A 14,427-nucleotide genomic window follows, 5' to 3' on the forward strand; every position below is an offset into this window, starting at 1 on the left:
CAAGAGCTGTTCCAGCGGCACGTCTGCGCTTCGGTACGAGTTTTGCGACGCCCGCCGAGAACGGCGACACGCTCCGTGCGCTCACTGACCGGCCGCGGGAGAACGTCCTGGAATTTCCATGGGCCGGAAGAGGTCATGACGAGGTGAGGAATGGCCGAGTCCGAGCAAGAGAGCGAGCGCAGGAAGCGAGAGCAGCGCGACGGATCGAAGCCAATGCGCATCGCGGCCGTCGGAGATCTGCACGTCACGAAGGAATCGAGCGGCCGTCTCCGGCCCATTTTTGCCCAGCTCGAGGGCCGCGCGGACGTTTTGCTCCTGTGCGGTGATCTCACCGACTACGGACTGGTCGAGGAGGCGCACATCCTCGCGCGCGAGCTCTCCGTTCTGAAGATCCCCATGCTCGGGGTGCTCGGCAATCACGACTTCGAGTCGGGCCATGTCGACAAGGTCGTCGAGATCCTTTCGGAGGCGGGGGTTCGCGTGCTCGACGGCGACAGTCACGAGATTGGCGACGTGGGCTTTGCCGGCGCGAAGGGATTCGCCGGAGGCTTTGGACGCGGCACCCTCGGCCCATGGGGCGAGCCTGCGGTGAAGAGCTTCGTCAAGGAGGCGCTCGACGAGTCGCTCAAGCTCGAATCTGCGCTCGCGCGCCTTCGCATGGACCGACGCATCGCGTTGCTCCACTACGCGCCGATCAAGGCGACGGTCGAAGGCGAGCCGGCCGAGATTTACCCCTTCCTCGGGTGCAGCCGTCTCGAGGAGCCGCTCGAACGCTACCCCGTCAGCTTCGCGTTCCATGGGCATGCGCATCGAGGCTCGCTCGAAGGTCGCACGCGGGTGGGCACCCCGGTCTACAACGTCGCGATGCCGCTCTTGCGGAGGCAGCTCAGCCCGGATCTGCCGATTCGGCTGGTCGAGCTGGAATGAGCTCGACCGCATGTCACCCGTTCGTCGTGCTTGCGGCGCGTGGCGACCTGGTATCTGGTTACCTCTTCATTTTCGCGAGAGGCAGGCAGTCCCATTGCACGCGTTCACGGCAGTCGCATGATCCATCGCATGGAGGGCCGGCTCGTCCGCGCAATAGGTAAAACCGACGTTGGGCTCGTGCGGGAGACGAACGAAGACGCGTTCGCTCTCGTCGACCTTTCTACCGGGCAGCGCTGGCAAGGACGGCACCCCACCGAATGGCGAACGACCCCCTCGGGCGTACTCCTGGTGGTCTCCGATGGAATGGGCGGGGCTCGTGCCGGCGAGATCGCCAGCGCGCTTTCGGTCGAGGGGGTGCTCGAGGGCATGCTGCAGGGGGCGAAACGCGGACGCCCCGACGGCGAGACTCTGAGACGCGTCATCGAACAGGCGAGTCATCGTGTCCACGAGGCCGGAAAGCGCAGGCCCGACCGGCGTGGCATGGGCGCCACGATGACCGCCGTTCTCCTCACGGGGGACACCGCGTTCGTCGCGCAGATCGGCGACTCGCGCGCCTACCTCTTGCGCGACGGCGAGATTGGTCAGATCACGCACGATCAGAGCTACGTCCAGATGCTCGTCGACGCCGGCGTCATGACACCCGAGGAGGCGACGCTCTCGCCGCGACGAAACATCATTCTGCAGGTCATGGGCCAGGAGGTCGTGCGCGTCGTCCTCGGCCGAATCGACGTGCGTCCGGGCGATCGCTTGATCCTCTGCTCGGATGGACTCACCAACGTCGTGAGCGACGACGCGCTCAACGAGGCTGCCGGAGCGCCGGCGGAGCTCGTCCGCGCCAGCGAAGATCTGATCGGGCGCACGCTCGACGAGGGCGCGCCCGACAACGTCACCGTGATCGTGGCGGAGGTTCGCTGACGCTCGACGCCGTTCGACGCAAGCGTCAGGGCGCGGCGTTCCAAATGCTCATCGCCTCGCCGTGTCCGTCGAACTCGCAGTGGCCTGCGTTCGGAATCACCTTCTCGTGGATGCCGAAGCCCTTGGTGCCGAGGTCGGTGATGGCTTCCTGGATGTCGGGCAGAAGGTCGTCGTGATCGCCGTAGGTGAACGATAGCGGGCTCTTGTCTCGAATCGTCGCGTCGGCGGTATCCCACGAGAAGACCTGCGTGGGCTTCGTGCCGCCGCACATGAGCGCGAACACGCCCGGGTAGTCGGCACCCTTGATGGGAATCCACTGGTCGGTGAAGAACACCGAGCCGCCCGACGAGCCATAATAGAAGAAGCTACTTGGGATCGCGCACGCGCTGCATGAACCACCAGTGGTGGCCTTCTGGATCTTCGGCGCGATAGGTGCGATCCGCCCAGTAGTCCTCGCCGTAGTCGGTGGTGGTCGGTGGCTCGAGAATCTTGGCGCCGGCGGCACGCGCGCGTTCGCAATGGGCATCGGCGTCGTCGACGAACACGCAGAGCGCCTGCGTGATGGCGCCGCCGAGTGCACGAGGGCTCGTGCCGGGGAGGGGAACTTTGCGCGTCGATTTGCCACCGGCGCTGCTCACCATGATCAGCCCGTCGTCGAGAACGAGCTCGGAGTGCTCGATGCGCCCGCCCTCGCCTTCGACCTTGAGCCTCACCTCGAAGCCGAACGCCTTGCACAGCCAATCGATGGCCTTTGCGGGATCTTCGTAGAAGATCGAAGACGAAATCCTCGGCCAACCTGCGGGCGTTTTCTTCATCCGTCCTCCTCGCGCTCCTCGTTGTTCGGCCTCAGCGCGGATTGGCCGGGACGACGACGGAGTTGATGGTCGCAAAGTTTCCGCCTGCCGGGTAGGCATACGACGCGTATCCGTCGAGCCCCCAGACGATGAGGCCGAAGGGCCCAGTCCCGGTGGCGACGTGTCCACCGTTCTGGCAGTTGGTGGAGCTGCCGACGCGCAAGAGGTCGACGTTCGTCATCTCGTAGTTGCCGCCCGTGCCCATCGGCTTCCAACCGGTGATCGGACCAAGGCAGTCGACGCTCACGTCACCGAAGCCGCCCGCCGTCTTCTTCCTCACGATGACCAGGTTCGTCGTCGGATACGTCGGGTCGGTGAAGAACACGTACTTCGAGAGGTACTGCGCCGGCGCCGGGACGTTCACGTACTCCTCGTCGCCGAGCGTTGCATCGTTGTCGTCCCTCGGGGTGGCGCCGGGGCGACTGTCGCTCGCGACCCAGCCGCCGGTCATCATCTGTCCGACGTAGAACGGGTGATTGCCGTCCTGGCTCTTCACCACGAAGGGCCCCGTTGCTTCGAAATCGAATTTGTCGCCGAGCTTCAAGTTGGTCGGAGCGTTGGGAACCGGTGGCTCGTACGTGAGCGTCGTTCCGTCGACCGCACCCACGATGCGGTACGGAATGGCTTCGTCCTGCAAGTCGGAGCGACGGGTCGTGTACGGGGCGACGGCGTATTCGAAGCCGAGTGCCGAGACGGGCGGGATGACCTGATGCCCTGAATCGCATCCGCCGAACTTGCTGTCATCGAGCTTGTGCGTGTTCGTCGAGGATTTGAGGCACAGGTAGCCATTGCCACCCACGAACGCGATGGGTTGGTCGCTCGAGATGATCGAGCCACTCAGCTCGAGCGGATCGTGATTCACCACGTTCCACTCGTTCTGCCACTGGATGAATTCGCCGGCCTTCAGTTTGAACGTGGCAACGGCGTTGGGCGGCGCGGCAGGGATGTCGTCCTGGCTGTTACCGGCCGCCGGCAACGCCGTGGTCGGCACGATCTGCACGGTCGTGTCCTGCGAGGCCACGATGTGAGCCCATTGAGGTCCGTGCGGCGTACCGTTGTCGTAGTCACCGTCCTTGGGGACAACCGCGATGTAGTTCTTTCCCCATGCGCTCGTGGGCAGGAGCAGACTTGCACTCGGCAAAAACGACTTCGCGCCGCCGTAAGGATGAATGTCGTATGCGCTCACGGGCGTATCGGTCGAAATGTGGAAGGCCTTCCCGCGTCCCGTTCCGGCTACCGCGGTCCCGGCGTTGACGGCCGGCGTGATGGGGCAATTCATCGGCGACTCACCGCCGTTGTTCGACGTGGGATCGCTCGAGAGGAAGAGGACGGCGACCTGCCCCGAAGGCACGCCGGTGGCGGGAACGGCCGGCCATGCCGTCTCGGGTTGTCCGGCCACGGGCAGTCGGCCGAACGCGGTGACGTCGAGATTCTGGTTGTCGCGCTCGACGGTGATCTTCAGCGGGCGCGGCCAGTTGTTCGCGAGGAACACGGCGTAGCAGGGCGGCGCGATGATGTTCTGGAAGTTGGGCGTCGACACGACGAAGTCGCATCCGACGGCGCCATGGTTCGCGGTGGCCGCTTGGCAGGCTGGAACGCACGCTCCGTTGGAGCATCCCTGATCGTCTGGGCACGTGGTCTTCACGCGGCCGCTATCGTCCAGGATGCTGCGCAGATCGCTCGAACATCCGGCGAGGCTCGGTCCGGCCTCACCGCCGTCTTGATCGAAGACGCCATTGCTTTCGCTCGTTCCGCCGTTGCCGCCCGAGCTGCCTCCGTCGTCGCTGGAGCTGCCGCAACTCACGATGCTGACCGCGCTTGCTAGGCCCGCCATCACGCCTGCCGCGACCGTTGCCCACGTTTCCGTCCGACTCGTCCGCGATTGCATGCGTGGATCCTGCCGGACGCCGCACGTTCTCCCAAGTCGCTCGTGCACGGATAATTCGAAATCTGCGACTACGAACGATGAATAGTTTTCAAACGTGCGGGCTACAGGCAGCAATTCGAAGAGGGGCCTTCGCATGGCACCTCGCTCTCCATCGCTGGCGTGGCCGCGCCTACCCGGTGGATGGACCGGCGCCTCGGAATTCCCACAAAGGACCCTGTCTTCCGTGACTTGCGATTGTGCCAGACTGCGCCGCCGCGAGGCTCGCGCGGCGTGAAAGCGCGAATTTTTGGTGCGCAATCTGCGGCATGCTGGTTGCTGAATGCAAGGCATGCAGCTCCGCTCCCTGGTCTCGCTCGGTACCACCGTCTTCGTCGCTCTCGTCGTCGCCTGCAACAGCGGACTCGTCGATCACGAAGGCTCGTGCCCGAGTGGCTCGACGTGCGAAGGAAGCGACGACGGCGGCGCGAACGTCGATAGCGGTACGGAAGGTGAGCACTGCACGATTGGCAGTCTTCCCGGGGATCGCGCGTGCGTACCGGGATTCGGAAAAGCCGGTACGCCGATCACGATCGCTGCCGAAGGCGAAGGATGCCTGGGCTGCTTCACGGCGTTCGAGGCGTGCAAGGTCGACGTCGCGGGGACGAACATCACCATCACCATGGCGACGAAGACGTGCCCGCCGGCCGGCGATCGGGCGTGCCCTGCGATCTGTGCCATTCCCAAGACGACGTGCACGCTGCCGGCGCTCGCGGCGGGTGAGTATCGGGTCCAGTTCTCGAACGAGTCGAAGGGCGTCCGTTGGCGAACGCTTGTCGTGGCGGCCGATGGCGACACGTCATGTGATCTGACGCAGCCCGGCCTCCCGCCCGCGGAGCTCGACACGACGAAGTACTCGAAGACCTGCACCACCGACGAGGACTGCGTGGCCGTCGCGAGCGGCAGCACGTGCGGCGCGTGCGGCGTGTGTCCGAGCACGGCGATCGCGAAGACCGACGAGACGGCCTATGACGCCGAGGTCCGTCGCCTGACCTCGCAATGCTCCTTCCCCGACGAGGTGCCGGCCTGCGCCCCGTGTCCTCCCGCGGAGGCGCGTTGCCAAGCCGGCGCCTGCGTACTCTCGAAGTAACCCGTCGTTTCCGAGACGCGGCCGAGGGCGATGAGCGAGAGCTCCGCGCGCGACGATGGCCGGCTGCTCGCCGATCACTTCAACGCGCTTTCGCTCTTGGTCGTCGAGGCGAGGAGCGTGATGTGTCTCAGTGCGGGCGCTGTTGGCCGCCCTGCGACTGGGGCATCACGTTCGGCTTGGGGCCCTCGGTCTTGCCGCCCATGGCCTTGCCGGTCTTCACTTCGATCTTCTTCGCGCCGGCCTGCGCAATCGGCGCGATGACTTCGAGCACGCCGTTGTCGAAGCGTGCCTCGATCGCGTTCGAATCGACGCCCGACGGCAGTGGAATGCGCCGCATGAACGAGCCATAGCTGCGTTCGCTCTGGTAGACGTCGCCCTCGGTCGACTCGCTTTCGCTCTTCCGCTCGCCTTCGAGCACGATGGCGTCATCCGTCACGCTGAGGCGTACGTCGTCCTTCTCGACGCCTGGAAGGTCGGCGCGCACGACGAGCTTGTTGCCCTGCATCGTGACGTCGACCGCAGGGTTCCAGACGTCGGACTTCGAGAGGAGCTCGACGTCGCCGATGCCTTCACCCCACGGAAGGATGTCTCCGTGCGTGCCGAAGCCTCCGCCGAAGAGGCGATCCATGTCCTCGAACATGCGCTGCATGAACGTGAACGGTGTGGGGATACGGCCCCGTTGACCGATAGCTCGCCCGATCGCGCCCGGCTTCTGCCGTTCGATCGGACCGCCTTGCTCTACGGGTTGCTTCCCGCGTTCGGGCTTGTCGCTGGTTCCCATGGCTGACCTCTTTCGCGTTTGAGCCGCACGAGCGCGCTCGAAAGAGATGCGGCCTGCAACCTAGGTGCCCCTCAGGCGGCTTGGGCCGTGGCGCTCGGGAGCTCGGACGTGCAGAACTTGCAGCGTTTGGCCTTCACCGGGACCGTCTCGCAGCAGGACGGGCACTCGCGCGTATCGGCGGGCTTGTCTCCCTCGAGTCGCTTCTCCAATCCCTTCACGAGTCGCGAGACGATGAAGAAGAGCGCGATGGAGACGACGAGGAAGTCGACGATGGTTCCGAGGAAGTCGCCCCACTTCAGGATGAGATCGTCCTTCGGCGTGGCGCCGGGGCGTAGCACCATACCCGCGTTGCGCCAGTCGCCGGCGGGCATGACGAGTCCCACGACGGGCATGACGATGTCGGCGACGAGTGCGGAGACGATCTTGCCGAACGCTGCACCGATGATGACACCGACCGCCAGGTCGATGACGTTGCCCTTGAACGAGAATTTCTTGAAGTCTTCCCAAAGCGCCACGGACAAGCCTTCTTTCGAGTCGAGATCGAGGAGGCCAAAACTAGAGCACAGCCAGATGCGACGGTCACTGACTTGGCGCGCTCGTGGTCTCTGGCGGCGCAAGCCTCGCTCGGTCGCTCGCCCGGCTGTTCACTGGGCCGCCTCTTCCCTCCGACCTTCGTAGCGCGACAGATACAAGGCCGTGTTCACGAGGGCGACGTGGCTCAGCGCCTGCGGGAAGTTTCCGAGCATACGCTTGCCGATCGGGTCGTACTCCTCCGACAGGAGGCCCACGTCGTTGCAGAGCTGGACCAAGCGCTCGAAGAGCGCGCGTGCGTCGTCGACGCGCCCCACGAGCACGAGCGCATCGGCCAGCCAGAAGGAGCAGGCGAGGAAGCTTCCTTCGCCTCGCGGCAGACCGTCCACGGACGCCTTGGTCACGTAGCGGTGCACGAGCCCGTCGTGCGTTAGCAAGCGCTCGACCGCGTCGACGGTCCCGATCATCCGCGGGTCGGTCGGCGGCAGAAAGCCGACCTGGAGCATGAGGAGGAGGCTCGCGTCGGGCTCCTTCGAGCCAGGGAATTGCGTGAACGACCCGAGTTGGTCGTCCCAGGCTTCGCGGCAAACCCAAGCGTGGATCTCGTCACGAATGGCGCGCCAGCGATCGACCGGGCCGTCGAGACCGAATTGCTCGATCGCCTGCACCGCGCGGTCGAACGCAACCCAGCACATCACCTTCGAGTGCGTGAAGTGACGTGGCTCGCCGCGCACCTCCCAGATCCCGAAGTCTGGTTGGCGCCAGACGTCTTCGAGATGCCGCACGAGCGCGCGAAGAAGACCCCAACTGTCGGCGTTGTGAACGAGGCCGCTCAGCAGCGAAAGATGCCAGGTGTCCATCAGCTCGCCGTAGACGTCGAGTTGCAGCTGCGTCGACGCCGCGTTGCCGATGCGAACGGGCTGGCTGTTCTCGTAGCCGCGCAGCCAGCGGAGCTCGACTTCGACGAGGCGCCGCTCTCCCGCGATCCCGTAGAGGATCTGGAGCTGCTCGGGCATGCCCGCCGCCGCACGGAGCATCCAGTTGCGGAAGGCGAGGGCTTCGTCCGTGTAGCCCGCGCTCACCAGCGCATAGAGCGTGAACGTGGCGTCGCGCACCCAGCAATAGCGATAGTCCCAATTGCGGACGCCGCCGAGGCTCTCCGGAAGCGACGTCGTCGCCGCGGCCACGATGCCGCCCGTCGGTGCGTAGGTCAGAGCCTTGAGGGTGAGAAGCGATCGCTGGATCGGCTCGGCGTAGGGCCCTGCGATCCGACAACGGCTCGACCAGCGAAGCCAGTACGCGTCGTTGTCCATGAGGGCCTCTTCTGCATCGATCGGCGGCGGCTGCTCGGTGTTCGAAGGCCACCATCCGAGGACGAACGGAACGCGCTCGCCTTCGCGCACGGTGAACGTCGAGTAGGTCCGATAATTCTTGCCGCGCATCGGCACGGGCGCGACCAGGCGAAAGCAGTCGGGGCCTTGGATCGCGCGAATGCCTCCTTCGATGTGCTGCACCCACGGCACGTCGATGCCGTAGCCCGTACGGATCGCGAGCTCGGACTCCACGTTCACGCAGCCCTTCGTGCACGTCACGATGCGTACGAGATCGGGCGTGGGATCACTGATCGGCATGAAGTCGATGATCACCACCGTCCCCGTGTCGGTCGTGAACTCGGTCTCCAGCGTCAGCGTGCCATCGCGATAGCGACGTCGCACGCTGGCTACGGCGGACGTTGGCGCGATCTTCCAGAAGCCGTTCTCCTCGTCGCCGAGGAGCGCCGCGAAGCAGGCATCCGAGTCGAAGCGAGGGAGACAGAGCCAGTCGATCGAGCCATTTTTGCCCACGAGAGCCGAGCTCTGACAGTCGCCGATGAGCGCATAGTCCTCGATCCGGCAGGCCATATCGGACGACCTGCAAACGGCGCACCTACGTGGGGGCCGTGCTCGAGCTGGCTCAGTCGATGGGCTCGAGCTGGTCGAACTCGAACGTGTAGCTCTCGTTCGCCTCGTCGAACCTCGCCGTCATGTGAGTGGGGTAGAGCGTGCGCTCTCCACCTGCGGAGGCAGGCTTCGGAATGGCCATCTCGAAGGTCTGCTTCTGCATGAGCCGCGATTTCGTGATCATCGGTTCGATGAAGACGACGTTGCCCGCCCAGTACCCCATGATGAGCGAGGCCGAGAATTTCGCGCCCGCGGCCTTGTCAGCGAGCGGCCAGGAGTGATCGCCGGAGCCGTCGACGCAGAGCTCCGGCGGGCCATAGCCTTCGGGGAGCTTGTCGGCCGCGGGCTTGCTCTTGTTGGCCCGGCACTGGATGGAGTCGATCGCGTCGATCGTGCCGCGGAGAAAGTGCAGATCGAAGTGGGCCTCTCCATACGGCGTCGGACCGTGGCCCGAGGGCAGCCAGTTGGCGCGCAGGTGATGCACGATCGTCTGCTCGACCGCGATGTCGGGCATCTCGAGGACGACGTCGTCCTGGTAGGGATGACTCGCGGGGGCCGAGGTGAAGGCCGCGAGGGGAACGATCACGCCCACCGAGTGCACCACCTCGTTGCCGTCGACTTTTGCAACGCGTGCGAAGCTCGCGATCTGGGCGCCGAACAGCGTGCCGGTCTTGCCGGCGACGACCTCGCCGGTCGACGTGAGGGCCGGTGCGTGATCGTTCGTGTTTCCCGCATCCGGCGTGGCGTGCGAGTCGGGCGAGTCCGAGCTCGAACAACCGGCGCTCGAGAGGCCGCCGCCGAGACCGCCTGAGAACATCGTGAGCGTGACGAACGCGGCAAGTGAGGAGGCTTTCATCCGGCCCGCGAACGTAGCGCCAGAGCTCCGAGATGCAACGTCACCCGAGCGTCACGGATCGCGTGGCGTCGCGCAGCAGCGGAACCCCGTCGAATAGTCGTGGTACTCGTGCGCGTGGGCGACCGTTCGGTATCGGCAGCCGTCGCCATTGATCGTCGTATCGAGGTAGTAGCCCCCGGCGAACGTGCCGTGCGGAAGGCTCGCGTCGGTGGCCACCCATTCGTGCAGGTTGCCGACCATGTCGTAGACGTCGAACGCGTTACGGCACTCGGCGTGGTCGCCTGTCTGAGCGAGCGCCCCTTCGACCTGACCGAGCGCCGGATCGTTCAGGCGGGTCCACACCGACGGATCGACCGAGGCCGGTCGCGTGCTCGCTTTCGCCGGACGTCGCGGCGGCTTCTTCGGGGTCGACGCCTTGCCGGTCGGCGGTTTCGAGGTCGTGCGCGCGGCGCCTTTGGCCGTCGATGCTTTCTTCGACGGTGTCGCGCGGGCGTGGGACGTTTGCGCGGCCCGTCCCGACGTCACGTGCGCCGCGCGTGAGGCAGGACTCGGCGCACGGGAGTTCTTCGCGGGCGCCGCGGGAGCCGGCGACGCCGCCAGCGCCTTGGTTCCGAAGACCGCCCCCACGGCGCTCTTACCCGTGTCGTGGCACGTGCCGGGCCGGCGGGCATCGCCATAGGGGAACGTCGTCTTCGCCGGCCCCATGCACGCTGTCTTCCACTCGTCGTAGGCGCAGAGTCGCTTGCCCGAGGCCGCGCACGCGTCTTGGGCTTGGACCTCGCTGATGAAGCCTTGCGGGAACACGCCCGGCTCGCTCACCGCGCGGACGACGTGGCCATCGACGGGAAGGTAGTGCGGGTAGGGCTGTTCGCTACCGTCGGCGACGGTCTCGACGAGGGAGGCCTCCCATTGGTCGATGCAGAAGCGCTTCTGGCCGTCGTCGACGAGCGCCATGTGATCGGGACATGCACGCGGAGTCGGCGCTTCGCTGCCCGCGTCGGCCGCTTCGTCCTCGTCGGGTGCTTCGGCCGCGGTCGCCGTTTCGTCGGAGCTCGCGTCGACGCCTGCGTCGGCTGTCGCATCGACACCTGGTGGCATCTGCGCAGGCGGCTTCGGCGTCGTCGTGCACGCGACGATGCCGAGCAGGACGAAAAGGGCGGCGGGGCTGGCCTTGCGCACGGTCACGCCTTGCGCGAGCCAGGGCGCGTGGCCGAGGCGGGGCGCTCGGCCCAGGAAAGATCGCGGGGCAGGGGATCGTCACCGCGAAGGTACGCCTCGACGAATTCGAGCCCATCCGTTCCCCAGAAGAGCTCGCCATCGACGTCGGTGGTGGGGACACCGAAAACGCCCCGCGCAATCGCTTCGCTCGTGTGTGTGCGCAGTCGCTCTTTGTTCTCCGCCGCTCCCGCCGCTTCGAGGAGCGCCTTCGCATCGAGCCCCGCGCGTTCGATGGCGGCCGTCACGCCGGAGACGCCATCGATGGCTTCTCCGCGACGCCACGCAGTGTCGAAGATCGAAGCCACCAGTGCATGCCGCGCGTCGTCGGCCATCGGAACGGAGGCCACGCGGAGCGCTAGGAGCGGATTGAACGGATGCGACGGAGGGGGAACGAGGCCACCCAAGCCGTGGCGATGTGCTTTGCGAAATGCGTCTTTGAACGTATAGAGCCGCTTCGCTGGGATCTCTGCCGGACCTTTTTGCCCGTGGGCATCGAGGATTGCGGCGAACAGAACAGGGACGAGCTCGACGCGGCGGCCGGTTCGCTGCGCGATCGCGTGGACCTGAGTGTGCGCAACGTAGGCGTAGGGAGAAATGAAGTCGAAGAATAACGTGAGCTTCGCGTCGGCGACGTCCGTCATTACGGGGCCGTTATCTAGCATGCAGGGCCGTGCGCGCGAGCCGTACGTCGTTAGGATGGTCGACCGATGAAACGTGCCTTCGTTTGCGCTGCGGTCGCGCTCGCCGGCTGCTTTGCAGCCTGCAACGACGCGACGTCGGATGGCGGTGGGCCTTCGGGAAACATCACGCGCGACGCAGGGGATTCACCGAGTAACCCTTCGAGTCCCAACGATGCGGAGGCGGGGCCAGGCGACGAGGCCGATACGGCGCCGCCGTCGCCTCTCCCGAAAGTCGACGTCACCACCGAGACCATCACGATCGACGGCACCGTGCGCGAGTACGTCCTGGCCGTCCCCAAGAGCTACGACGCCACGCGCGCCTATCCGCTCGTCCTCGTGCTCCACGGCGATGGCGGCACCGGTCCCACGATGCGAGCGCTTCACACGGTCGACGACGTATCCGGCGACGACGCCATCGTCGCGTATCCGTCGGGCATCGGCACGCACTGGGACCAGTCGCTCGACGAGGTGAACAACTCCGACATGCACTTCATGCGCGACCTCGTCGCTACGCTGAAGGGCCGCTACAATGTCGACCTCGGGCGCGTCTTCGGCGTGGGCTACAGCGCCGGCGGTTTCATGGTGAACCAGATCTCGTGCCGGATGGGCCTCTTCCGCGCGATCGCGAGCCACGCGGGCGGCGCGCCGTACCCCAACCCCCCACCCCCCGACTGTTCGACCGGCAACCTCGTCGCGGCCCTTGTCTTCCACGGCACCGCCGACACCACCGTCGACTTGTCGAGCAGCACCTGGGAGGCGCAGTATTGGGCTCAGCGCGTCGGATGCGCTTCGACGACGAGCGCGACCAATCCCGCGCCGTGCGAGGCCTACGACACCTGCCCGGCGGACAAGCCGGTCGAGATCTGCATCATCCCCGGTCTTGGTCACATCCCGTGGGCGGAAGGTGTCAAGACCGAGTGGGCCTTCTTCACGGCGCTGCCGTAGCGTCCCCTTCAGTACATCGAGCGGGAGCCGCTTCGCTCCTGCCAATTGGTCGCGTTCGGAATGGCGAGGATCTCCTCGAGTGACGAGCCGTCGTTCGCGACGTGCGAGATCTCGAGGAGGACGCTGCGTGCCGCGTCCCGGTCGACGGTTCCAAGCACCTTTGCGATCTCGCCGCGCGCCGCTTCGAGAGCTTCGAGCGTGCGACGTGAGCCCCAGCTCTTCTGGCGCCACGTCGTCTGCTCCTGAATCTCGGTTCCCAGCCGTGTGAGTTCGGTCTCGAGAAGAGCGGCGACGCCCTGACGGACCCGTTCGTCCGAGTGGTGGAGCAGGGGGATCACCGCCGCTGCGCTTTCCCCTTCGTGCGATTGCCGGAACATGTGCAGCATCGGGCGATACTCGCCGCTCTCGATGCGGCCCACGTTGACCTTGGCCGAGACCAGGTGCGTCGGGAAAATTGTGTAGATTGCAAGTGTGACGGCGAGGGCGTCGAGCTGACGACGGAGCAACCATGCGAACGTGCGACCGCGGTGGAGCTTGGCCGCCACGAGGACCACGCCGAACACGACGAGCGTGGTGCCGAGGATGCCCACGATGCGCAGATCAGAGAGCCCGCTGTACGCCACGTGGATGGCGATGCGCCGGTAGGTGCCGAGCGCGAGGACGAGGCCTTGACCCATCCACACGTAGGCGACGTGCCGTGCAAGAGCTGCCTTTGGGTCTTGCGCGAGCGGTCCTCGGAACGTGACGCCCACGACCGCCGTGAGCATCACGAGGGCCAGCGTGAGCCAGAACGCACCTTGATGCGCGTACTGCTGCGTGCGCATGCCTGCGGGCGGAGCGCCCGTCCAGAGGTAGGCCGCGTCGAGCAGGTTGTAGGCGAGGAAGAGAACGTTGAGCGCGACGAAGGCATTCCGCGCGACGAGCAGGTTCGTGGTGGAGGCGCCTTCCATGATCGGGGCGGAGACCTCTGCGGCGCGCGACGAACGAAACGACGGACGCAGGAGCGTCACCGCGCCGAGCAGCGCGAGGCACCAGACGACGATGCGTCCGGGCGAGGGGAGCGCCACCCAGTGCCCGAATGCCGTCCACGCCGCAGAAATCCCGTGAGCCACGACCGGATTCGCGAGCGCGAAGACGCCGAGGAAGATCGCGCAGAGGCCTGCGGGAATGACGACCGGGAGAATGGACACTCGGCCGACCGGGGTGCGCGCCGCGACTCGCTTCACGCCGGCGGCCGCCGCCGCCACCCGCGTGCCGAGTGCGCCCATGCCGGAGAACGCTGCCGCGACCACTTCGGGCACGAAGGTTCGAAGCGAGCGAAGCGTGAGAGCGAAAGCAAAGACGAGGCCGAGGCCCACGACGGCGGTGCCTGCGGTCGGCGCGTAGCTCGCGCGGAGACCCGTCGCCACGAGCAGTGCCGAAATCACGCCGAGGCGAACGGACCTCCGCACGTTCCGGGCCACGACGAACAGCACGATGGGCACGATCACGAGGAATGCGGTCAGGCCGAGCCCACCGAGCGCGAAGCCGTCGTGCGCGTACATCACGAGGTCGGAGGTGAGGACGAGGGCCAGCGCCGCGATCAGCTCTTTGGCCTTGAATGGCGCTGGCTTCGGTGCCGGCTTGGGCGCGGCAGGGCGGGCCCACTCTGGCATGGGGCGATAGGGCGGGGCGCCCCAGACCGGACTCGGCTGGACGGCGTCGGTCGCGGACGCGGGCGGAGTCACGTGTGTCGTCTGCATGAAGGATGAGACGCTTGACGGACG

The 14,427-nt window shown here is 66.2% G+C and carries 14 protein-coding genes; 4 read left to right on the forward strand and 10 right to left on the reverse strand.

Annotated elements, in window-relative coordinates:
- Positions 1 to 150: 150 nt before the first annotated feature.
- The gene (locus AKJ09_RS33950) at positions 151 to 927 is read left to right on the forward strand and encodes a metallophosphoesterase family protein (protein WP_146652002.1); all 777 of its coding nucleotides are present in this window, start codon (positions 151 to 153) and stop codon (positions 925 to 927) included.
- Positions 928 to 1,104: 177 nt separating this feature from the next.
- Entirely contained in the window at positions 1,105 to 1,842 is a 738-nt protein-coding gene (locus tag AKJ09_RS33955; protein WP_169928091.1) for a PP2C family protein-serine/threonine phosphatase, read from the forward strand.
- Between the two features lie 25 nt (positions 1,843 to 1,867).
- Here AKJ09_RS33955 and AKJ09_RS33960 read toward each other — a convergent pair whose 3' ends face one another.
- Genes AKJ09_RS33960 through AKJ09_RS33970 form a run of 3 tightly spaced genes read right to left on the reverse strand, consistent with a single transcriptional unit; the run spans position 1,868 to position 4,584 of the window.
- Positions 1,868 to 2,176, reverse strand: coding sequence for a hypothetical protein (locus AKJ09_RS33960; protein WP_146652004.1), 309 nt, complete (start codon positions 2,174 to 2,176; stop codon positions 1,868 to 1,870).
- Positions 2,177 to 2,207: 31 nt separating this feature from the next.
- The gene (locus AKJ09_RS33965) at positions 2,208 to 2,657 is read right to left on the reverse strand and encodes a VOC family protein (protein ID WP_146652005.1); all 450 of its coding nucleotides are present in this window, start codon (positions 2,655 to 2,657) and stop codon (positions 2,208 to 2,210) included.
- A gap of 31 nt (positions 2,658 to 2,688) precedes the next feature.
- A complete protein-coding gene (locus AKJ09_RS33970) occupies positions 2,689 to 4,584 on the reverse strand; it encodes an IgGFc-binding protein (protein WP_146652006.1) in 1,896 nt (631 codons plus the stop codon).
- Positions 4,585 to 4,912: 328 nt separating this feature from the next.
- On the opposite strand from AKJ09_RS33970, the gene AKJ09_RS33975 reads away from it, so the two are divergent.
- Positions 4,913 to 5,710: a hypothetical protein gene (locus AKJ09_RS33975; RefSeq protein WP_146652007.1), complete on the forward strand. Its 798-nt coding sequence runs from the start codon at positions 4,913 to 4,915 to the stop codon at positions 5,708 to 5,710.
- Positions 5,711 to 5,837: 127 nt separating this feature from the next.
- Here the strand turns inward: AKJ09_RS33975 and AKJ09_RS33980 are convergent, their stop codons facing one another.
- From AKJ09_RS33980 to AKJ09_RS34005, 6 genes are all read right to left on the reverse strand, one after another.
- Positions 5,838 to 6,491: an Hsp20/alpha crystallin family protein gene (locus AKJ09_RS33980; protein WP_146652008.1), complete on the reverse strand. Its 654-nt coding sequence runs from the start codon at positions 6,489 to 6,491 to the stop codon at positions 5,838 to 5,840.
- 71 nt (positions 6,492 to 6,562) lie between these two features.
- Entirely contained in the window at positions 6,563 to 7,006 is a 444-nt protein-coding gene (mscL, locus tag AKJ09_RS33985) for a large conductance mechanosensitive channel protein MscL (RefSeq protein WP_169928092.1), read from the reverse strand.
- 129 nt (positions 7,007 to 7,135) lie between these two features.
- Complete coding sequence (locus tag AKJ09_RS33990) at positions 7,136 to 8,923, reverse strand: glycoside hydrolase family 15 protein (RefSeq protein ID WP_146652010.1); 1,788 nt, start codon at positions 8,921 to 8,923, stop codon at positions 7,136 to 7,138.
- Between the two features lie 52 nt (positions 8,924 to 8,975).
- Complete coding sequence (locus tag AKJ09_RS33995; RefSeq protein ID WP_146652011.1) at positions 8,976 to 9,818, reverse strand: DUF5602 domain-containing protein; 843 nt, start codon at positions 9,816 to 9,818, stop codon at positions 8,976 to 8,978.
- Positions 9,819 to 9,869: 51 nt separating this feature from the next.
- Positions 9,870 to 10,997, reverse strand: coding sequence for a hypothetical protein (locus AKJ09_RS34000; RefSeq protein WP_146652012.1), 1,128 nt, complete (start codon positions 10,995 to 10,997; stop codon positions 9,870 to 9,872).
- A 2-nt stretch (positions 10,998 to 10,999) separates the two neighbouring features.
- Positions 11,000 to 11,677 (reverse strand): 2-hydroxychromene-2-carboxylate isomerase, encoded by a 678-nt coding sequence (locus AKJ09_RS34005; protein WP_146652013.1) that lies wholly within the window; start codon positions 11,675 to 11,677, stop codon positions 11,000 to 11,002.
- Between the two features lie 66 nt (positions 11,678 to 11,743).
- On the opposite strand from AKJ09_RS34005, the gene AKJ09_RS34010 reads away from it, so the two are divergent.
- Complete coding sequence (locus AKJ09_RS34010; protein WP_146652014.1) at positions 11,744 to 12,661, forward strand: CE1 family esterase; 918 nt, start codon at positions 11,744 to 11,746, stop codon at positions 12,659 to 12,661.
- Positions 12,662 to 12,669: 8 nt separating this feature from the next.
- On the opposite strand, the gene AKJ09_RS34015 is transcribed toward AKJ09_RS34010, so the two are convergent.
- Positions 12,670 to 14,403, reverse strand: coding sequence for a DUF4153 domain-containing protein (locus AKJ09_RS34015; protein WP_146652015.1), 1,734 nt, complete (start codon positions 14,401 to 14,403; stop codon positions 12,670 to 12,672).
- Positions 14,404 to 14,427: the final 24 nt, after the last annotated feature.

Source organism: Labilithrix luteola, assembly GCF_001263205.1.
GTDB classification, from domain to species: domain Bacteria; phylum Myxococcota_A; class Polyangia; order Polyangiales; family Polyangiaceae; genus Labilithrix; species Labilithrix luteola.